Annotated in this window: 17 protein-coding genes; 13 read left to right on the forward strand and 4 right to left on the reverse strand. The window is 64.0% G+C overall.

Annotated elements, in window-relative coordinates:
* Window positions 1-11: 11 nt before the first annotated feature.
* Together ACVJ5M_RS05990 and ACVJ5M_RS05995 are read left to right on the forward strand one after the other, a co-directional pair.
* Entirely contained in the window at window positions 12-1,745 is a 1,734-nt protein-coding gene (locus tag ACVJ5M_RS05990) for a long-chain-fatty-acid--CoA ligase (protein WP_084794930.1), read from the forward strand.
* The gene (locus ACVJ5M_RS05995) at window positions 1,678-2,004 is read left to right on the forward strand and encodes a hypothetical protein (protein ID WP_063980539.1); all 327 of its coding nucleotides are present in this window, start codon (window positions 1,678-1,680) and stop codon (window positions 2,002-2,004) included. Before ACVJ5M_RS05990 ends, ACVJ5M_RS05995 begins: the two co-directional genes overlap by 68 nt.
* A gap of 94 nt (window positions 2,005-2,098) precedes the next feature.
* On the opposite strand, the gene ACVJ5M_RS06000 is transcribed toward ACVJ5M_RS05995, so the two are convergent.
* A complete protein-coding gene (locus ACVJ5M_RS06000; protein ID WP_354100025.1) occupies window positions 2,099-2,659 on the reverse strand; it encodes a TetR/AcrR family transcriptional regulator in 561 nt (186 codons plus the stop codon).
* Window positions 2,660-2,759: 100 nt separating this feature from the next.
* Here ACVJ5M_RS06000 and ACVJ5M_RS06005 point away from each other — a divergent pair, with 100 nt between their 5' ends.
* From ACVJ5M_RS06005 to ACVJ5M_RS06015, 3 genes are all read left to right on the forward strand, one after another.
* A complete protein-coding gene (locus tag ACVJ5M_RS06005) occupies window positions 2,760-4,169 on the forward strand; it encodes an amidase (RefSeq protein ID WP_283017952.1) in 1,410 nt (469 codons plus the stop codon).
* Window positions 4,170-4,397: 228 nt separating this feature from the next.
* A complete protein-coding gene (locus tag ACVJ5M_RS06010; protein ID WP_187387881.1) occupies window positions 4,398-5,363 on the forward strand; it encodes a LysR family transcriptional regulator in 966 nt (321 codons plus the stop codon).
* Between the two features lie 186 nt (window positions 5,364-5,549).
* The gene (locus ACVJ5M_RS06015; RefSeq protein WP_063980542.1) at window positions 5,550-5,984 is read left to right on the forward strand and encodes a cupin domain-containing protein; all 435 of its coding nucleotides are present in this window, start codon (window positions 5,550-5,552) and stop codon (window positions 5,982-5,984) included.
* Between the two features lie 47 nt (window positions 5,985-6,031).
* Here ACVJ5M_RS06015 and ACVJ5M_RS06020 read toward each other — a convergent pair whose 3' ends face one another.
* Window positions 6,032-6,982: a LysR family transcriptional regulator gene (locus tag ACVJ5M_RS06020; RefSeq protein ID WP_063980543.1), complete on the reverse strand. Its 951-nt coding sequence runs from the start codon at window positions 6,980-6,982 to the stop codon at window positions 6,032-6,034.
* 98 nt (window positions 6,983-7,080) lie between these two features.
* On the opposite strand from ACVJ5M_RS06020, the gene ACVJ5M_RS06025 reads away from it, so the two are divergent.
* A complete protein-coding gene (locus tag ACVJ5M_RS06025) occupies window positions 7,081-8,262 on the forward strand; it encodes an MFS transporter (protein ID WP_063986014.1) in 1,182 nt (393 codons plus the stop codon).
* Between the two features lie 10 nt (window positions 8,263-8,272).
* Window positions 8,273-9,307 carry an aldo/keto reductase gene (locus ACVJ5M_RS06030; protein ID WP_231143784.1) on the forward strand — a complete coding sequence of 345 codons (1,035 nt, stop codon included), beginning with the start codon at window positions 8,273-8,275 and terminating at the stop codon, window positions 9,305-9,307.
* Between the two features lie 7 nt (window positions 9,308-9,314).
* Here the strand turns inward: ACVJ5M_RS06030 and ACVJ5M_RS06035 are convergent, their stop codons facing one another.
* Window positions 9,315-10,925: an amidohydrolase family protein gene (locus ACVJ5M_RS06035; RefSeq protein ID WP_063980545.1), complete on the reverse strand. Its 1,611-nt coding sequence runs from the start codon at window positions 10,923-10,925 to the stop codon at window positions 9,315-9,317.
* A complete protein-coding gene (locus ACVJ5M_RS06040) occupies window positions 10,922-11,548 on the reverse strand; it encodes a uracil-DNA glycosylase (protein ID WP_456679262.1) in 627 nt (208 codons plus the stop codon). Before ACVJ5M_RS06040 ends, ACVJ5M_RS06035 begins: the two co-directional genes overlap by 4 nt.
* Between ACVJ5M_RS06040 and ACVJ5M_RS06045 the strand changes: the two genes are divergently transcribed.
* From ACVJ5M_RS06045 to recQ, 6 genes are all read left to right on the forward strand, one after another.
* Window positions 11,526-11,774: a hypothetical protein gene (locus tag ACVJ5M_RS06045; RefSeq protein ID WP_456679263.1), complete on the forward strand. Its 249-nt coding sequence runs from the start codon at window positions 11,526-11,528 to the stop codon at window positions 11,772-11,774. The genes ACVJ5M_RS06040 and ACVJ5M_RS06045 overlap by 23 nt on opposite strands.
* A 231-nt stretch (window positions 11,775-12,005) precedes the next feature.
* Entirely contained in the window at window positions 12,006-13,580 is a 1,575-nt protein-coding gene (locus ACVJ5M_RS06050; protein ID WP_354100024.1) for an amidase family protein, read from the forward strand.
* 424 nt (window positions 13,581-14,004) lie between these two features.
* Entirely contained in the window at window positions 14,005-15,306 is a 1,302-nt protein-coding gene (locus tag ACVJ5M_RS06055; protein WP_063980548.1) for an O-acetylhomoserine aminocarboxypropyltransferase/cysteine synthase family protein, read from the forward strand.
* Between the two features lie 12 nt (window positions 15,307-15,318).
* Window positions 15,319-16,320: a homoserine O-succinyltransferase MetA gene (metA, locus tag ACVJ5M_RS06060; protein WP_063980549.1), complete on the forward strand. Its 1,002-nt coding sequence runs from the start codon at window positions 15,319-15,321 to the stop codon at window positions 16,318-16,320.
* Window positions 16,321-16,425: 105 nt separating this feature from the next.
* Window positions 16,426-17,169, forward strand: coding sequence for a polysaccharide deacetylase family protein (locus ACVJ5M_RS06065; RefSeq protein ID WP_063980550.1), 744 nt, complete (start codon window positions 16,426-16,428; stop codon window positions 17,167-17,169).
* 302 nt (window positions 17,170-17,471) lie between these two features.
* Entirely contained in the window at window positions 17,472-19,337 is a 1,866-nt protein-coding gene (gene recQ, locus ACVJ5M_RS06070) for a DNA helicase RecQ (protein WP_063980551.1), read from the forward strand.
* Window positions 19,338-19,444 lie beyond the last annotated feature (107 nt).

The raw sequence follows: 19,444 nt of genomic DNA on the forward strand, positions 1-19,444 counted from the left end.
GAACATTCGCCATGCTTGGCTTAATGATGCAAACTCCGTTGCTCCTGTCGTCCATTCTCATGCACGCGGCGCGCTCCTTTCCCGATGTTGAGATCGTCTCCCGAACTCCCGACAAGCCCGATCACATCACGAGCTACAGCGGCCTTCTCGAGCGCAGCTCTCGGCTCGCAAATGCATTGGACTCGATCGGCATTAAGCCAGGCGATCGCGTGGCGACCTTAGCCTGGAATAGCTATCGGCATCTGGAGCTATACTTCGGCATTTCCGGAATGGGAGCCGTTTGCCACACGATCAATCCAAGGCTGTTCGTGGACCAGATCATATACATCATCAACCACGCCGAAGATGCGGTTGTATTCTTCGATCTGGCTTTTATCGATCTCGTACACTCTTTAATGCCGCAATGTCCGACTGTTGAAGCGTGGATATATCTGGGCGAGGCGGGCGACGCAAAGATCGTGGGAGCCAAAGGCTTCCCATCCTATGAAGGATTTCTCTCCGGGTGCTCGGAAGCTTATGCATGGCCCGAGTTCGACGAGAACACGGCATGCGGACTTTGCTATACGTCGGGAACGACAGGAAACCCAAAGGGTGTGCTGTATAGCCATCGCAGCGCGGTGCTGCATTCCTGCGCCGCAGCGCTCCCAGACGCTTGTCGCATTTCTCTGGATGACACGGTCGCGCTTGTCTCGCCGATGTTCCACGCAATGTCTTGGGGAATGCCGTATTGTGCAACGGCGACGGGTTCGAAGCTGGTGATGGCCGGCCAAAACGTCGACGGTGAGAGCCTGCACAGGTTGTTCGAGGACCACGGGGTGACTTTCGCCGGCGGCGTGCCGACGGTCTGGCTGGGCTATGTTCGATACCTGCAAAGCGCCGGCGTGAAGCCGACGACGCTCAATCGCGCGCTGATCGGTGGCACGGCATGTCCGGCCTCCCTGATGGAAACGCTGCAGGACGAATACGGAGTAGAAGTTCTGCATGGCTGGGGCATGACGGAAACCAGCCCGCTCGCGACGATCTCGAAGCCACTGCGCAAGCACATGACCTCGTCGAGAGCTGAACGGCGGTCTCGCCAGGTCAAACAAGGACGTGCGCTTTTCGGGGTCGAAATCGGCATTCGCGATGGCAACAACAGAAAACTCCCCCACGATGGCAAGGCAGTTGGCGACCTCGTGGTTCGGGGGCCCTGGATTGCCCGCGCTTATTACAAGATGCCGGAAAGCGAGCGTGCCGATGGCTGGTTTTTCACGGGTGATGTCGTCACGATCGACAGCGACGGTTATATGCAGGTTACGGATCGCTCGAAGGACGTCATCAAGTCCGGAGGCGAATGGATATCGTCTATCGAGCTCGAAAACCTGGCGATGGCCCACCCCGAAATCGTCGAAGCGGCGGTGATTGGTATTGCGCATCCAAAATGGGACGAACGCCCGCTCGTGCTTGCGGTCCGGCGCCAGGGGGCGAGGCTCGAGGCGCAAGATCTCCTGACCTTTTACGAGGGCAAGATCGCGAAGTGGTGGATGCCGGACGATGTTCTGTTCGTCGACGAGCTTCCGCACGGGGCGACCGGAAAAGTCCTGAAGACCAAATTGCGCGAGCTTTACGGAAACCGCGATTCCGCCGCGATCAGCCAGACGGGCAACCCGCCCGCCGCCGAAGCCAACGGAGGTTCCTATGTCAGTCCGCAGCTCGCTTCTCGCAGCCGCCGTCACCTTCGCCTCACTCGGGGCCGCACACGCTAACGGCCTGCGGCCGATCGAGGGCCTGAGCATCAATCTCGGCGATGTATCCGGCGTCGCCTACTACACGGTCGAGCCCGATGGATTCCGCGTCGTCACGACTCTTGCACAGGGTGCAGCGGGAACGCCGATCCGCTTTGTGACAGTACTGGCGCCCGGTCAGCGCGTCGTTGTCTCAACGCCATACCAGGCACCCGCGCTCGAAATCAGCCGAAAGGGTGATGAACTGCTCGTCCGCAAGGCGAGCACGTTCTCCAATTGACCGTCAATTGGCACGCAAGCGTCGGCGTCAAGGAGCCAAAGATGTCCAGATACATCTCCGCCAGCCATTTGGACGGCGCAGGCAGGATCGGCTCTCAAGTCGGGATCAAGCCTGATCCGCGATAGCTTTCGATCAGCGCATCGAACAATTTCAGGTCGGCGCGGCTCCGTGCCATCAGCTGCGCGCCGGCAACGGCCGCGTAGATCGCGCGCGCCCTTGCTTCACGCTTGCTGGCGGGAACTGAAGCCGCAGCGAGCATTCTGGTCAGCCAGGCCACGTTGACATCGGCGAAGGCTTGCACCTCGGTTTTGACGGCGTCCGGCAGATCATCATATTCGGCCGCCATGAAGCTGCAGAGGCACATGCGATTGTCCTGCTCGAGCGATCGACGAAAAAGTCCCGGATAGGCGCGGAGCGCCTTTCTTGGATCTCCGTTCGCTTTTGAAAGAGCTTCGAGGTTCGCCGCCGTATCCTCCCAGTAGCGTCTCGCCACCGCCGCACCCAGCTCGGCCTTGCCGGGGAAGTGATGATAGATGCTCGCAGCCTTGATGCCGACTTCAGCCCCGATGTCGCGGAAGTTCAACGCGCCATACCCGTGGGCCTGCGCTGTCCTGCGCGCTGCAGCCAGGATCGCTTCCTTCGCATTTTCGCTCATCGTGATCACCTCAACGTGTCCCTACCAAATGGCAGGTAGGGATTGAAGTCCATAAATGCGAGGGACATGACCAGCCTACCAAATGGCAGGTAGGACAGATATGATGGATAACATCGTTAGAATGGACGCCACCCGCATCGCCCAGCTGATCGCTCAACGGGAGCTTTCGCCCGTCGAGGTCATGCAGGCGCATCTCGACCGCATCGCGGCGGTCAATCCCAAGCTGAATGCGATCGTGACGCTGGCCGACGGCGCGATGGAAGGCGCCAGGACGGCCGAAGCGGCGGTGATATCGGGCGCCCAGCTCGGCCCTCTCCATGGCGTTCCGTTCACGGCCAAGGATGGAATCGACACGGCGGGCGTGCTGACACAGCGCGGTTCGCCGATTTTCAGAGGGCGCGTGCCTGATACTGATGCCACCGTCGTGGCCAGGCTGAAGGCCGCCGGCGCCATCCTCATCGCAAAAACGAATCCCCCGGAATTTTCCTACTCAATCGAAACCGACAATCTCCTGACCGGCCAGACGAACAACCCCTGGAACCTCGATTACACTCCGGGCGGATCGAGCGGCGGTGAATCCGCTGCCATCGCAGCGGGCATGTCGCCACTCGGTGTGGGCAGCGATCTCTCAATCTCGTTGCGCGGCCCGGCAGCGCATACCGGTGTCGTCGGATTTAAAGCGACTCACGGTCGAATGCCGATGACGGGCCACTGGCCTCGGGTACCGCGCCGTTTCTGGCACATCGGTCCGATGGCGCGTTCCGTTCGCGATGTGGCGCTCGCTTATTCCTTGATGGCAGGACCTGACGGTGCCGACGGCTTCTCGGTCAGCTCGCCCAGCCTCGATACAGGGCTAGGTACGAAATCGACCCGTGAGCTTCGCGTAGGCTGGATGGCCTCTCCGGGCTTCTTCGGACCCATCGATCCGGAAGTGGTCGCGATCGTGAAGGCAGCGGCACATGCGCTGAGCAATGCCGGCTACCACGTCGAACAGGTCCGGTTGCCGGTGGTGGAGCAGACCGATGCCAACAGCGTCCTCTGGCAGCTCCAGCAGATGGAATCCCGGCGCGAGTTCGAGAACGTCACTGCCGGCCATGAGGCCCAGATCTTCAGGCACGCCAAATTGGTCCTCGATACACCTGACACGCCGATAGCCGACTTCGTCGCCGCCGAGCAGGCCATAGAGCGCCTTCGCGACAGCTTCGCCGAATACTTCCAGCGCTACGATGCGCTGCTATGCCCGGTGACCCCGTTCCCGGCGACCAAACACGGTCTCAACGACCTCGTGGTCGATGGTGTGACGGTTTCACCCTTTCACGTCATGAGCGCCACATCACCGTTCAGCTTGACGGGAATGCCCGCTCTATCAATGCGGTTTGGAACGAGCCACGACGGCCTTCCGATCGGCGTACAAATAGTCTCCTCCTGGCTGGCGGAATCGACGGTGCTCAAGGTCGCCTCGCTCCTCGAGGAGGTGAGCCCGGTCCGCAACCTTCATCCGACCATTTGACGATGAAAGGGCGGGATTCATCCCGCCCTCTCCCCTGAGAGCATCCACCATGAACGATGAGCTGACGATATCGCGGCTTGCTCAATCAATCGACGGTCACGTTCAATTGCATCGCAAGTCCTGGTGCGCTCCGGTCATTGTTGCCGTCCATAGGTTCGCTATCGGTTGCCGCTCCCTTCCCTCATGAAGTTCCCGCGCGCGCCGGACCATCACCGGAAACAGGACGTCATGAAGGCACACAGCAGCGTTCTCGAAGAGGCCGAGAAGGATGATCGGAATGAACATTCAAGTCTCGCTCACACCGACGCGCAGCCGATCGACCTGAATTCCCTGCAGACATTCGTCGCTGTCGTGCGCGCCGGCGGATTTGCGGCGGCAGCCCGCGAAACCAACACGCCGAGGTCGTCCGTCAGCTTGCGCATCCGCAGCCTGGAGGCGGCGCTCGGTGCGCGGCTCTTCAAGAGGTCCACGCGCGCTTTTGCCCTCACGGCCGCAGGACGAGAACTCTACCAGCGTTCGGCTGGCGCGCTTGCCCTGCTTGTCAACGCGCTCCGGGGGGTAAGCGGTGCTGACGACCCGTATGCCGGCGAAATCCGCATCACGCTGCCGGCCGACTTTCCGGTCAGGATCGTGGCAGCCGCGATCGGGGATTTCAGAAACGATCACCCCAATGTGCGCTTTGAGGTGTCGCTCACTAACGACGTGCTCGATCTCATCTCCCGGGATATTGATATTGCGCTCCGCATCGGAGCGGCCAATCCTCAGGAAGCCCTGATCAAGGGCGCAATCGACATGAAGTTCGGTCTTTATGCGAGCTCAGACTATGTGAGCCGTCACGGGATCCCCGTCGATATTCGCGACGCGTCGACCTTGATCGGGCCATCGAGGCCGGAATTGCTGCGCCTTCTATCCCGCTCCTTGCCGGGCGGGGCGACGTGGCCCGCCTTTCATCTCGCGGTCGACTCCTTCGCTCTTGCTCGTGAGCTTGTGCTGAATCACCAGGGGATTGGTCTGCTTCCGGAAGCCCTCTGCAGAGTGGAATACGCATCGGGGCTCGTCGTGCCGGTTTTGCCAGAGCAGTTCTCCGGGACGATCCGCCTGCATCTCACATATCCGTCGCGGGCCGATCTGAGCGCCAAGGTCGCGGATTTTACCCGTGTGTTCGAGCGACAGCTTGCAGCTGCGGGGCGGTGATTTTCGTTGTTGTCGTTGTTCATGCCGACAGTTTGAGGTGGACCGTTCGGGCAGCTGAACTGGTCTTCGGGAAACTCCGATGCCAATTGGCCAGAACTACAGCCGCTGTGGCTTGCGGAAGGGGACTAATCCGCAGCCCTCCCGCATGCAATCTATCGAGCTCCGAAGTCAATGGAGCCTTGGCCAATGCAGAGCGTCATCACGACGAAGTTCGAAACGACCGAATTTGCCGGTCTCACGACGAAAATTATCAATCCGCAGGAAAGCCTGTTCACGGTGCTGGACATGACCATCAAGCCGGGCTTCGGCGCACCCGCCCACATCTCCGAGGAGGAGGACAAGCTGTTCGTCCTCCTGGAGGGCCAGGTGAAATACCTCGTGGGAGACCAGACCGAGGTCGCTGGACCCGGTTCGCGGATTCTCGTGCCGAGAGGAGTTGTTCACGGCTTCACCAATGAGGGGCCGGCCGACGCGAGACACATCCTCGTCTCCACGCCGCGTCGTCACGAGGAATTCTTCCGCGATCTGCACAGGATCCCCGAGCCGCGCGAGCAGCACATGGACATGCTGCCGAAGATCGCAGCGCGCAACGGCCAACGGATAGTTGGTCCGCTCCCATGACACGATGGGCAGCACCGAACGCACCTATCGCCGCGATTTCGACGTCCCTAGGCCACCCTCCACCTCCCGTCCCCCGCGCGCTTCAGCGCGGGGTCGCTCACCCGCACATGCTCGGCGAGAAAATCGATGAACGCGCGCACGCGCGCGGGCAGGGGCGCGGTGTGGCCGACATAGACGGCGTGGATGTCTTCGCGGTCGCCGGGATTGTAGTTCTGCAAGACCGGAACGAGACGGCCCGATTCGATGTCGGGGCCGATGTGGAAGAGGGCGAGGCGGGCGAGGCCGACGCCGCCGAGGGCGAGGCGGCGGGCGATTTCGCCGTCACTGGCGCGGGCGGCCGGTGGCGGCATGGCTTCCTCGGTGTGGTCGCCGCGCCGGAATGGCCAGCCGCCGCGGATGCGCGGAAAGGTCCAGCCGATGCCGCGATGCTGGGTGAGATCCGCCGGCGTCTTCGGCGTGCCGAAGCGCGCCAGATAGTTCGGGGTGCCGACGACGACCATGCGGCTGGTGCCGAGCTTTCGCGCGACCAGGCGTGACGCTTTCAGGGGCCCGACGCGGATGGCAATATCGGCCCGTTCCTGCATCAGGTCGATCAGCGTGTCGGTCAGCACGAGGTCGAGTGTGATCTCGGGATGCCGTTCCAGGAAGCGGGGAATCAGCGGTAGGACGTGCAGCATGCCGAAAGGGATGTTGCAGTTGACCGTGAGGTGGCCGCGCGGCGCCGCGCCTGAAGCCGCCTCGCGCTCAGCTTCCTCCATCTCTCCGAGGATGCGCACGGTGCGCTGGTAGAAGGCCTGGCCCTCCTCCGTCAGCGTCAGCTTGCGCGTGGTGCGGTTGATCAGCCGCGAGCCGAGGCGCGTCTCCAGCCGCGAGATCAGCTTGCTGACGCCCGACGGCGTCAGGCGCAGGTTTCGCGCGGCCTGGGTGAATCCGCCGAGTTCGACGACGCGGACGAAAACCTCCATCTCGGCGGAGCGGTTGGTGTCGAAACGGGCCATGTTGAATTCACGTCACAAATGATTGGATTGCGGACATCCTAATGGTTTTGCTGCGCTGCGGCTATCTGCGTGGCTCGTCCCTCGCATTGGAGCCACGCATGCCTCCCGCCGTCCTCGCCCTCACCGCCGGTGCCTTCGGCATCGGCACCACCGAGTTCATCATCATGGGCCTGTTGCTCCAGGTCGCCGCCGACATGCACGTCTCCGTGCCGGTCGCGGGGCTGCTGATCTCCGGCTATGCGCTCGGCGTCTTCGTCGGCGCGCCTGTCCTGACGCTGGCGACGCGGCGGATGCCGCGGAAAACCGTTCTTCTCGCCCTGATGGCGATCTTCACGCTCGGCAATGCCGCTTGCGCGCTGGCGCCGAACTACGAATGGCTGATGGCGGCGCGGGTGCTGACCTCGCTCGCCCACGGCACCTTCTTCGGCGTCGGGTCGGTCGTTGCGACCAGCCTCGTCGCGGAGGACAAGCGCGCGTCGGCGATTGCGACCATGTTCATCGGCCTGACGGTCGCGACGCTCCTGGGCGTGCCCTTCGGCGCCTGGTTCGGCCTGATGCTCGGCTGGCGCGCGGCATTCTGGGCGGTGACGGTGATCGGCGTGATCGCCTTCGCAGTGGTGGCCACATTCGTGCCCGGCGATGTCGGCAATGGCGACAAGCCGATCTCGCTCTCCGAGGAGGTCGCGGTGCTCGGCCGTCCGCAGGTGCTGCTCGGCCTTGCCATGACCGTGTTCGGCTTTGCCGGCCTGTTCGTCGTCTTTACCTATATCCAGCCGATCCTGACGCGCTTCACCGGTTTTTCGGAAGCCGCGGTGTCGCCGATCCTGCTGGTGTTCGGTACAGGTCTCGCAATCGGCAACGTCGCCGGCGGCAAGCTCGCCGATCGCGGCCTCGCGCGTGCCCTGATCGGCACGCTCGCTGCGCTCGCCATCGTGCTGCTTGGCCTTGCCGCCGTGCTGTCGGTCAAGATCGCAGCCATTGCGCTGATCCTGCTGCTCGGCATTGCGGCCTTTGCGACCGTCGCGCCGCTCCAGCTTCGCGTGCTGGAGGCGGCGGGGCCAAGCGGCCGCACGCTCGCCTCCAGCCTCAACATCGCCGCCTTCAATCTCGGCAACGCGCTCGGCGCCTGGGCAGGCGGCGTCACCATCGACCGCGGGCTCAGTCTCTCCGCGCTGCCGCTGGTCGCGGCCGGCATCACGGCTGTCGGTCTCGTGCTCGCGCTATGGAGCCTTCAGCTTGATCGAACGCAGTCCGCAGTCGCGGCGTGCCCGGCGGAATAGGAGAATGATCATGGAATATCGCAATCTCGGTGCCTCCGGCCTCAGGGTACCCGTCCTCAGCTTCGGCACCGGCACGTTTGGCGGCCAAGGCCCGCTATTCTCGGCCTGGGGCCGCAGCGGCGCCGACGAAGCGCGCAGGCTGGTCGACATCTGCCTCGAGGCCGGCGTCAACCTGTTCGACAGCGCCGATGTCTATTCGAACGGCGCATCCGAGGAAATCCTCGGCGCCGCGATCAGGGGACGCCGCGACAAGGTGCTGATCTCCACCAAGATGAGCCTGCCGATGGGCGATGGTCCGCTCGATGCCGGCTCTTCGCGATATCGTCTGGTCGCCTCGGTCGAAGCAGCGCTGCGGCGGCTCGGCACCGATTACCTCGATCTGCTCCAGCTCCATGCCTTCGATGCGTTCACGCCGATCGAGGAGGTGCTGTCCACGCTCGATACGCTCGTACGCGCCGGCAAGCTCCGCTATGTCGGTGTCTCCAATTTCGCCGGCTGGCAGCTGATGAAGTCGCTCTCCATCGCTGACCGGCACGGCTGGCCGCGCCATGTCGCACATCAGGTCTATTACTCGCTGCTCGGCCGCGACTACGAATGGGAGCTGATGCCGCTCGCACGCGACCAGGGCGTCGGCGCGCTGGTCTGGAGCCCGCTCGGCTGGGGCCGGCTCACCGGCAAGATCCGGTGCGGAAAGCCGCTCCCTGCGAGCAGCCGTCTGCACGCCACTGCGCAGTTCGGCCCGCCCGTGGATGATGAGCGTCTCTATGCCATCGTCGACGTGCTTGAGACGATCGCCGCGGAGACCGGCCGCACCGTGCCGCAAATCGCTATCGCCTGGCTGCTGTCGCGTCCGACCGTATCCTCGGTGATCATCGGCGCCCGCGACGAAGCGCAGTTGCGCGACAATCTCGGCGCGGTTGGCTGGTCGCTCAGCGCTGCGCAGATCGCGCGTCTCGACGAGGTCAGCGCCGTGATGCCGCCTTATCCCTACTACCCCTATCGCATCCAGGAAGGCTTTGCGCGCCTTAACCCACCGCTGGTGTGACGGAGAACTAGTAAAAGGCCGCGATCGCGGTCGCGATTCCCGCTGGAAGATTCGGCTCGTTCTTCAGCGTGTCCAGAAACGCGGGATCGCCTGATACCGTGAGGCCATCCAGCTTGATCGGGTGCAGCGGCTCGGCCGCTGCCGCGACCGCCGCCAAATCCGGACCGGTCCTGACGCCGTTATATTCCAGCCGCGGGCGGAGCTGGACGTTGTTGCCGAACTGCTCGTCGAGCGCGAGACGCCATCCGGTGCGTGACACCGCTCCGCGGGCGATCGCATCACTCATGGCGAGGCTGTGCGGTTGCAAGGTGCCGAGATTGCCGAGCGCGGCACGGAGGCGGCTCGTCGCCTCCGCCAGCGTGATCCTCTCGATCCCGGGATCCTGGTCGGGCGAGGTGAAGTCGATCACTCGCGCGCTGCTGCCGATCTTGAGCGCCTCGCCGATTCCGCCTGCCTTTTGCATGACCGTCTTCGTCCCATAACGGGCTCGTCCGCCGATGGTGACCAGGACGATGTCCTGCTCGCGCGATTTGATCAGATGAGCGTAGGGATCGCCGGTGACTCCCTTCACGACCAGAAGGTCGGCGAACTTGCCATTGGCAATCGTTCCCAGCTTCGTATCCCACTTGAGGATCGCGGCCGGATTGCGCGTCGCCATCGAGACGATGTCGTAGTCGCTGAAGCCGAGATTGAAATGCGCGGACACGACCTTGGCCGCCTTCAGCTCGCCGAGCAGGTTCTTGCTGCCGGACGGCGACCAGTCAGAACCGAGCGCAATGGTGAGGCCGGCCGTGCGCGCAGCAACGACATTGGTCGTCTTTCCGTAGAGCAGGAGATTGCTCAGGGGCGACCAGACGACCTTGGCATGGTTTTCGGCCATCGTTCCGAAGTCGGTCGCATCGAGTGCCGTGCAATGAATGCCGGCGAGTGACGGCTCGATCGCCCAATCTCCCTCGGAATTGCGCAAGGCGAGGAAGTGGCTATGCGCCTTGGTGTCGATGCCTTCGCTGAGATGCAGCAGGAAGCACGATGACGATTTCAACTCGTTGTCGAACTTCGCCCAATCCTCGGCATCGATGTCGGGAATCTTCGAGTGTGCCCGCGGCAGATCGGGCGGGCTGCCGATCTCGGCGGCGCGCAACGCGCCCTTGTAATATTTGTGGATCGTGCCGCTCCAGTTCGACAGCGTGATCCCCTGGCTCGTCGTGGTCCCTGCGACCATGCACTTGGCTTCGACATAGCGGACCAGGGCCGGCAGCAGCGAGCCGTCGTCGGCGAGCGCGATCGCGCTCATGGGGCCGGTGACCGACGTCTTGTACGATTTGGCATTCTGCCATTGGTCGCGATTGCCGTAGGGCTGCGGCACGCGCCAGAGCGGCAGGATGTTGTAGCTCAGGTGATTATGCAGCTCGATCAGGCCAGGATAGATGGTGCCGCCGGTCGCCACTGCAACGACGGCCTCGAAGCCTGCCGGGGCCGGCTGTCCCTTGGGTACGATCGCCGCGATGCGATTGTCCTCGATGAAGATCGTCCCGCTCTTGATGACGTCGCCCTCGGTGGTCATCGTCACGATCCGCCCGCTCAGGGCCCATCGTTTCGGGTTGGCAGCCGGGCTCATGGGATCACTCCGTCGGGGATGGTGATCGTGATCGTGCGCCGCTTGGTGGCCGCGTCGGCGCCCTGGCGCACGGCCCATGGCGTGTCTCCGCGCATCCAGGCCGGCAGTCCGGCGGGAAGATCCTTTGCGATGATGTCGAAGAGCTCGGTCGGCTTGAAGGCGTCGCCGTACGGCACGAGCGTCGTCGGCACGTCGGGATGCTGGAGCCCAGGCGCGAGAGCCGCGAGCGCGGCATTCCACTTGGTCAGCATGATCTTCGTGTTCGCGGCCCGCGTCGCGTTATCGTGGGCCGAGCTTTCCGGCCAGGTCGGGTGCGTGATATGCTGATAGGCGAGGGTCTTGTAGGCCTCGCCGTCGGGCGTCTTGAGCCAAGACTTCCACGCCTCGTCGGCGAGGCCGCCGAGTGAGACAACGGCTTCGATATTGCCCGGCGCGAGCACGGCCTTGAACCATTTGTTGCGATACTCGACGATGCCCGGCTCGTTCTTGTGCTTGTTGCCGCCGCTCTGCCCGTAGACGCTGTACAGGAAGGTGTTCACCATCACGTAGCTCCGCGTGATGCCGAGCTTGGCGAGAAAGCCCTGAGTGCGGCGCCCCGCGGTGCCGACCAGAATTCTGCGCACGATCGTCTCGTGCTGGGGCGGGATCCTGACCGACGACGAGCACACGCGCCGATCCGTCGAGCCGGCCGCGGTGAAAGATCGGCCCCCATTCAATCCGGAAATCGTCGGGATCGTAGGTTTCAGCGCCCGGATAGTCGGCGCACAGATCGCGGAAGGGTTGCTGGTCGTATCCGCTGTCGAATTCCACGAGCATGGCAAATGCTCCGATGCGTCGCTGTCAGAATAGCTACGTCAAAAACCTAATCGCCATGGCACAATCTTGATGACACAATCTTGGCGGTGGTTTGTTCCACTATTCAACCAGTATATGGGTCAGGACAGCGGGGCCAAAGGTTCATGCGCGTCACTCGCGCCGGCCCGTGGCAGAGCGTCGCGGCGACGCGCCATGCAGAAACGCGCCTGTACACGCTCGCGTGATCTCCATAACCTCCGCCGCGCAATTTTTTGGAGATGCGGCGTGGCGAAGAAGACGGCGACGAAGAAGAAAAGTGTTGCAAGGAAAGTAACGAAGACCTCGGTCAAGGCGAGCACCGCCCGCAAGGTGGCCGTTGCGAAGGCGGCCAAGAAGACGGTCAAGAAGCCGGCACCGCGTAAGGCGGCCACGGCACGCCGTCCGAAAGGTCCGGTCTGGCAATGGTCCGCGGTCGACACCGCAGCCGCGATCCGCAACGGCGCGATCTCCGCGGTCGAGACCGTCGAAGCGCATCTCGAACGGATGCGCGCCGTCAATCCGCGGCTGAACGCGGTTATCGTCGATCTCAGCGAGGAAGCGCTGAAGGCTGCGCATGCGGCCGACAAGCAGCGCGCCAAGGGCGGCGCGCTCGGCCTGCTGCACGGCGTGCCCATCACGATCAAGGAGAATGTCGACTACGAAGGCCGGCCGAATTTCAACGGCGTGCCCGCCAACAAGGATTTAGTCGCGCCGTCGGACTCGCCCGTGGTGCGCAATCTCAAGAAAGCCGGCGCGATCGTCATCGGCCTCACCAACACGCCGGAATTCTCCTTCCGCGGCTTCACCGACAATCCGCTGCACGGGCTGACGCTGAACCCCTGGGACCCGAACATCACCTGCGGCGGCTCTTCGGGCGGAGCGGGCTCGGCGGTGGCCGCCGGCATCGGCACCATCGCCCATGGCAACGACATCGGCGGCTCGCTGCGCTGGCCGGCGCACTGCAACGGCGTTGCCACCATCAAGCCGACGCAGGGCCGCATCCCCGCCTTCAACGGAAGCGCCACGGCCGAGCGTCCGATGCTGGCGCATCTGATGTCGGCGCAGGGCCCGCTCGCCCGCCACGTCGGCGACGTCCGCCTCGCGCTCGATGTGATGAGCCAGCGCGATCCGCGCGATCCCTGGTGGGTGCCGGCGCCGCTGGCCGGGCCGAAGCCGAAGGGACCGATCAAGGTCGCACTGGCCAGGATTCCGGAGGATATGGACGTCGATCCATCCGTCCGCGCGGCGCTGCGGCAGGCCGCCGATCACCTGGAGCGTTCCGGCTATCGCGTGACCGAGGTCGATGTCCCCGACATCGACGGCGTCTGGCAGACCTGGTGCGACATCATCACCAACGAGACCGTGGTGATGCAGGAGGCCGGCATGCTGAAGGTGACGTCCGAGGACTTCCACAAGGCCTGGGGCGGCATGAAGACCAAGGCCAATGTGCTTGATCTCAAGGCCTGGATGCAGGCGACGGCCGCACGCAACGGCCATATCCGCGCCTGGCAATTGTTCTTCGAGGAGTATCCGGTCGTGCTGGCGCCGACCACGGTGAAGCCGACGCCGGGTCCGCGCGACGACACCGTCAGTGCCGATCGCGTGAAGGAAATCTTCTGGGGCGAGATCCGCTTCATCTCCGCCATCAACGTGCTGGGCCTGCCCGGCGCGGTGGTGCCGGTGACCCTGCATGACGGCAAGCCGATCGGCGTGCAGCTCATCGCCGGCCGCTATCGCGAGGACCTCGCGCTCGATGCGGCGGCCGCGATCGAGAAGCGTGCCGGTGTGCTCGCTCACCGGCTCTGGGAGACGATGGAGTAGGGAGTACTCTCACCCTCCCCCCTTCTTGTGGGAGAGGGTGGCATAGGCGACCTTCGGCCGCCGTCCTTAGAACGCCGATGCTTTGCATCGGCTATGGCAAAGCGGCGAGACGGATGAGGGGTCTCTCCCCACAGGCGAGCATTTAGCCGTATGGACAGATACCCCTCATCCGGCGCTTCGCGCCACCTTCTCCCGCAAGGGGAGAAGGGAAAGCACCGTCACTGCCGCGTTTGCTCGCAGCAATTCATTAATCCAATTCGATTCAAATTTTAGCCAATTCACCAACAATCGTTAGGGTTACTTCCTCGATCTCTAGGCGAATTATTGTCCGCTTTACCACCCGCCTCTAACAGAGGAACGGCGGAGAACGCACATGCCTCATACAGGCCAATAAGTGCGGCCCGCTCCACGCGGAGGTGGCACGATGCGCAACGAGACGATCGCTATTCACGCCGGCTACGAGCCAGAAGCCACCACGCACGCGGTTGCGGTGCCGATCTACCAGACCGCGGCCTATGCCTTCGACAGCGCCGATCACGGCGCCGCGCTCTTCAATCTCGAGGCCGAGGGTTTTCGCTACAGCCGCATCGCCAATCCGACCAGCGCGGTGCTGGAGAAGCGTATCGCCCAGCTCGAAGGCGGCGTCGGCGCGCTCGCGGTCGCGACCGGCCAGGCTGCGCTGCATTTCGCCTTCGTCAACGTCGCCGATCACGGCGGCAACATCGTTTCCGTGCCGCAGCTCTACGGCACCACGCACACGCTGCTCTCGCACATCCTGCCGCGGCAGGGCATCAACGGCCGTTTCGCCGAGAGCGACAAGCCGGATGCGATCGCAAAACTGATCGACGAGAATACGCGCGCCGTGTTCGCCGAGACCATCGGCAATCCGGCCGGCAATGTCTGCGACATCGAGGCTCTCGCCAAGATCGCGCATGCGCACGGCGTGCCGCTGATCGTGGACAACACCGTCGCGACCCCGATCCTGCTTAAGCCGTTCGATTACGGCGCCGACATCGCCGTGCATTCGCTCACCAAGTTTCTGGGCGGCCACGGCACCACGCTCGGTGGTGCGATCGTCGATTCCGGAAATTTCCCCTGGGCGAAGCACGCCGACCGCTTCCCCGGCTACAACAAGCCGGACGCCTCCTATCACGGCCTCGTCTATGCCGAGCGCTTCGGCCGAACCGCCTATATCGAACGCGCCCGCAGCGTCTATCAGCGCACCATGGGATCGGTGCTGTCGCCGTTCAACGCCTTCCTGCTGCTCCAGGGCATCGAGACCGTCGCGCTGCGCATGGAGCGCCATGTCGAGAACGCGCGCAAGGTCGCCGAATTCCTGCGCAAGGACTCGCGCGTTGCCTGGGTCAACTACACCGGCTTTCCGGACAGCCCCTATTACCCGCTCGTTCAGAAATACCTCGACGGTAACGCCTCCTCGCTGTTCACCTTCGGTATCAAGGGCGGCATGGAGGCCGGCAAGACCTTCTACGATGCGCTGAAGCTGATCACACGCCTGGTCAATATCGGCGATGCCAAGTCGCTGGCGTGCCATCCGGCCTCGACCACGCACCGGCAGATGTCGGCGGAGCAGCAGCGCGTTGCCGGCGTGCTGCCGGAGACGATCCGCCTGTCAATCGGCATCGAGCATTCGGCAGATATCATCGCGGACATCGATCAGGCGCTCGAGAAGGCCTGCCCGTCGGCCCGCCTCCAGGCCGCGGAGTAGGCGCCGGCGCCGATGACGATCTTGATCGACAGGGATCAAGGTATATCGAGCCCGGCGCTGGTGCCGGCCGAGGGCGATTTCGCGCGCGACCACGGTTTCGCCGATCTCACGATCGGCCTGATCAACAACATGCCGGATCCAGCGCTGAAGGCGACCGAGCGGCAGTTCATGAAGCTGCTCCAGGCGGCCGCAGGTCCGCGCCGTATCCGTTTCCATTGTTTCTCGCTGCCCTCGGTGAAGCGGTCGCCCGAGGCGAAGTGGCATGTCGAAAGCGAATATTCGGAACTCAGCGAGCTCAGGCACCACAAGTTCGACGGGCTGATCGTGACCGGCGCCGAGCCGGTCGCGCCCGAGCTCGACCAGGAGCCGTATTGGCGCGACCTCACCGACCTGATCGACTGGGCCAAGGTCAACACGCGCTCGACGATCTGGTCGTGCCTCGCCGCGCATGCGGCGGTGCTGCATCTCGACGGCATCGCGCGGCGGCGGCTCCCGGCCAAATGTCACGGCATTTTCGACTGCGAAACTGCGACGAACGATGCGCTGACGCGCGCTGCGCCTGCGCCCCTCAAGGTCTCGCATTCGCGCCTGAACGAGATCGCCGAGAGCGATCTCACGCAGGCCGGCTATCAGGTGCTGACGCGTTCGGCAAAGGCCGGCATCGATATCTTCGTCAGGCAATATGCCAGCCGCTTCGTCTTCTTCCAGGGCCACCCGGAATACGATGCGCTGTCGCTCCAGCGCGAATATCTGCGCGACATCGGCCGCTATCTCGCGCGCGAGCGCGAGGCGTATCCGCACCTGCCCGTGAGTTATTTTGACGCAGCGACTGAAGAGAAGCTCGCCCGCTTCGAGAAGAAGGCGACCCAACAGCGCCACCCGGCGCTCACCAACGAACTGCCTGCGCTGAATCTGCGCGCCGATATCGCTGCCGGCAGCGCCGCGGCGGCGCTTTTCCGCAACTGGCTGCAATATCTCGGTGCGGAAGCCGATATTTCGGTCCTGGCACGCTAGACGAAGGGCGTTGGTTCCGCATTAGGATTACCCGGGCGTTAGGCTTGCCTCTACCAGCGCACGAATGTTTCAGTAGAGAAATAGGGAACCGCAGGAAACGCAGTCGTGTGGTCGGCACTCCAGGGACGCGTGAGCAATCGGCTGGCCCGGCATTTCCGTGCCGCGCCGCACCGGCTGCCTGCGCATGCGCCGATGGTGAGCTTCACGTTTGACGACGCGCCCGATAGCGCCGCAGGCGAGGGCGCCGCGCTTCTGGAGACGCATGGTGGCCGCGGCACCTATTACCTCGCCGGCAGCCTGATCGATCGTCCGTCGGATCACTGGCACGGCCTGTCGAACGACGCGATCGTGCGGCTTCACCGGGCCGGTCACGAGATTGCCTGCCATACCTTTTCGCACCAGAGCTCGGCCGATCTCGACGAGGCCGCCATGGCGCGCGAGATCGAGCGTAACCGCAGCCATTTCCACGCCATCGATTCCTCGATCGTGCTGGAGAACTTCGCCTACCCCTATGGAATCGCCTCGGTCTGGCGCAAGCCGCAGCTTGCAAAGGCCTTTCGCTCGGCGCGCGGCATCCTTCCCGGCGTCAATCGCGACGTCATCGACCTCCAGTTCCTACGCGCCTCGCCTCTGGTCGATCGCGAGATCGATATTGCTGGCGTCGATCGCTATTTCGACGAGGCGGTGGCGAGCGGCGGATGGCTGATCTTCTACGGCCACGACGTCGCCGACGCGCCAAGCCCCTACGGCTGCACGCCGCACCTGATGCGCCATGCGCTGGAGGCGGCCGGGAAGCGCGACATGCCGATCGTGACGGTCGCGGAAGCGCTACGACGGATCGGGGCGTAGCTTCTTCTTCCTTCTCCCCTTGCGGGAGAAGGTGGCATAGGCGGCCTTCGGCCGCCGTTCCTAGGAACGCCGAAGCAAAGCTTCGGCTATGGCGCCGGATGAGGGTTATGTCTCCACAGAGCAAGCTTTACCGAATCCGTGGATAGATACCCCTCACCCGTCTCGCCGCTACGCGGCGATCCACCCTCTCCTGCAAGGGGAGAGGGGAAGAGTCCTGCCTGCCATCCAAACAGTCTTGCCATGCCCGCGCGGTCATGCGACTGGCCTTGTGACGAATCCTACGGCCTTGCACCGACGCACCCATGTCCGCTCCCTCCACCGCCCCGCTGCCTGCGCCGGCCAACGGCCGCGACGCGCTGTCGGTGCTGCATTCGGTGTTCGGCCTGCCGGAGTTCCGTGGTGCACAGGGCGAGATCATCCGGCACGTCACGGATGGCGGCAATTGCCTGGTCTTGATGCCGACCGGCGGCGGCAAGTCGCTGTGCTATCAACTGCCGTCACTGCTGCGCGAAGGTTGCGGTATCGTGGTGTCGCCGCTGATCGCGCTGATGCGCGACCAGGTCGCCGGCCTGCTCGAGGCCGGGGTCAACGCCGCGGCGCTGAACTCGTCGCTGACGCTGCAGGAAGCTTCCGACATCGAGCGCCGCCTGATCGCGGGCGATCTCGACCTGCTCTATGTCGCGCCGGAACGCCTGGTGACGCCGCGCTGCCTGGCGCTGCTGGCGCAGGCGAAGGTCGCGCTGTTCGCGATCGACGAGGCGCATTGCGTCTCGCAATGGGGTCATGACTTCCGTCCCGAGTATGTCGGCCTCTCCATCATCGCCGAACGTTTTCCGAACGTTCCGCGCATCGCGCTGACTGCGACCGCCGACGAACTGACGCGCAAGGAGATCGTCGAGCGCCTCCGGCTCGCCGACAGCCCGCAATTCGTCTCCAGCTTCGACCGCCCGAATATCCGCTACGAGATCGTCGACAAGCGCAACGCCGTGTCGCAATTGAAAGAATTCATCCGGGAGCGGCACGCGGGCGACGCCGGCGTGGTCTATTGCCTGTCGCGCAATCGCGTCGAGGAGGTTGCCGCCGCGCTCGACGACGCCGGCATTGCGGCGCTGCCCTATCACGCCGGGCTCGACAGCGGCATACGCTCGCGCAACCAGGACCGGTTCCTCAACGAGGACGGCATCGTCATCGTCGCGACCATCGCCTTCGGCATGGGCATCGACAAGCCCGACGTCCGCTTCGTCGCCCATCTCGATCTGCCGAAGAGCATCGAGGCCTATTATCAGGAGACGGGGCGGGCGGGGCGCGACGGCAAGCCGTCGGCGGCCTGGATGGCCTATGGTCTCTCCGACATCGTGCAGCAGCGCCGCATGATCGACGAGTCCAGCGGTTCTGACGATTTCAAGCGGGTGTCGATCGGCAAGCTCGACGCACTGGTCGGCCTCGCCGAGACCGCGCAGTGCCGGCGCAAGCGGCTGCTCGCCTATTTCGGCGAGGCGGAGACGGCGAACAATTGCGGCAACTGCGACAACTGCCTGACGCCGCCCAAGATGCGCGACGGCAAGGTGCTGGCGCAGAAGCTGCTGTCCTGCGCCTATCGCACCGGGCAGCGTTTCGGTGCGATGCAGCTGATCGACGTGCTGATTGGCCGCCTCACCGAAAAGGTGACGCAGTTCGGCCACGACAAATTGTCCGTGTTCGGCATCGGGCGCGAGCTGAACGAGAAGCAGTGGCGCACCGTGCTGCGGCAGCTGGTGGCGATGGGGCATTTGTACAGCGACAGCGAGGCGTTCGGCGCGCTGAAACTGACGGAGAGCGCGCGCGGCGTGCTACGTGGCGAGACCGAGGTGTGGCTGCGCGAGGAGGCGCCGGGCACGCGCGTTCGCGCGAGCCGGACAAAATCCCGCCGTGGTGACCTCGCGCCTGCGGCCAACGCGCCGCAGGGCGATGTCGATCCCGAATTGCGGGCGCGGCTGAGGTCCTGGCGTTCGGACATCGCGCGCGAACGCGGCGTGCCGGCCTATGTCGTGCTGCACGATGCGACCATCGACGGCATCGTCCGGGCGTGGCCGACGACGCTCGACGAGCTCCGCAACGTGCCCGGCATCGGCGACAAGAAGCTCGAGCATTACGGCGACGAGCTGCTCCAGATCGTCAAGACGCGGTAGCGGTCAATCTCTCTGCTGTCATCCCGGGCAAGCGCAGCGAAGCGGAGCGCAGATCCGGGATCCATAACCGCAGGACGATGTGGTTGGGGCAAGCCGGTAACCACGAG

It is taken from the genome of Bradyrhizobium sp. S3.7.6, from assembly GCF_054061875.1.

Coding starts and splice junctions, on each gene's coding strand:
- ACVJ5M_RS05990 (WP_084794930.1), top strand. CDS start 12: ATGCTTGGCTTAATGATGCAAACTCCGTTGCTCCTGTCGTCCATTCTC.
- ACVJ5M_RS05995 (WP_063980539.1), top strand. CDS start 1,678: ATGTCAGTCCGCAGCTCGCTTCTCGCAGCCGCCGTCACCTTCGCCTCA.
- ACVJ5M_RS06000 (WP_354100025.1), bottom strand. CDS start 2,659: ATGAGCGAAAATGCGAAGGAAGCGATCCTGGCTGCAGCGCGCAGGACA.
- ACVJ5M_RS06005 (WP_283017952.1), top strand. CDS start 2,760: ATGATGGATAACATCGTTAGAATGGACGCCACCCGCATCGCCCAGCTG.
- ACVJ5M_RS06010 (WP_187387881.1), top strand. CDS start 4,398: ATGAAGGCACACAGCAGCGTTCTCGAAGAGGCCGAGAAGGATGATCGG.
- ACVJ5M_RS06015 (WP_063980542.1), top strand. CDS start 5,550: ATGCAGAGCGTCATCACGACGAAGTTCGAAACGACCGAATTTGCCGGT.
- ACVJ5M_RS06020 (WP_063980543.1), bottom strand. CDS start 6,982: ATGGCCCGTTTCGACACCAACCGCTCCGCCGAGATGGAGGTTTTCGTC.
- ACVJ5M_RS06025 (WP_063986014.1), top strand. CDS start 7,081: ATGCCTCCCGCCGTCCTCGCCCTCACCGCCGGTGCCTTCGGCATCGGC.
- ACVJ5M_RS06030 (WP_231143784.1), top strand. CDS start 8,273: ATGGAATATCGCAATCTCGGTGCCTCCGGCCTCAGGGTACCCGTCCTC.
- ACVJ5M_RS06035 (WP_063980545.1), bottom strand. CDS start 10,925: ATGAGCCCGGCTGCCAACCCGAAACGATGGGCCCTGAGCGGGCGGATC.
- ACVJ5M_RS06055 (WP_063980548.1), top strand. CDS start 14,005: ATGCGCAACGAGACGATCGCTATTCACGCCGGCTACGAGCCAGAAGCC.
- metA (WP_063980549.1), top strand. CDS start 15,319: ATGACGATCTTGATCGACAGGGATCAAGGTATATCGAGCCCGGCGCTG.
- recQ (WP_063980551.1), top strand. CDS start 17,472: ATGTCCGCTCCCTCCACCGCCCCGCTGCCTGCGCCGGCCAACGGCCGC.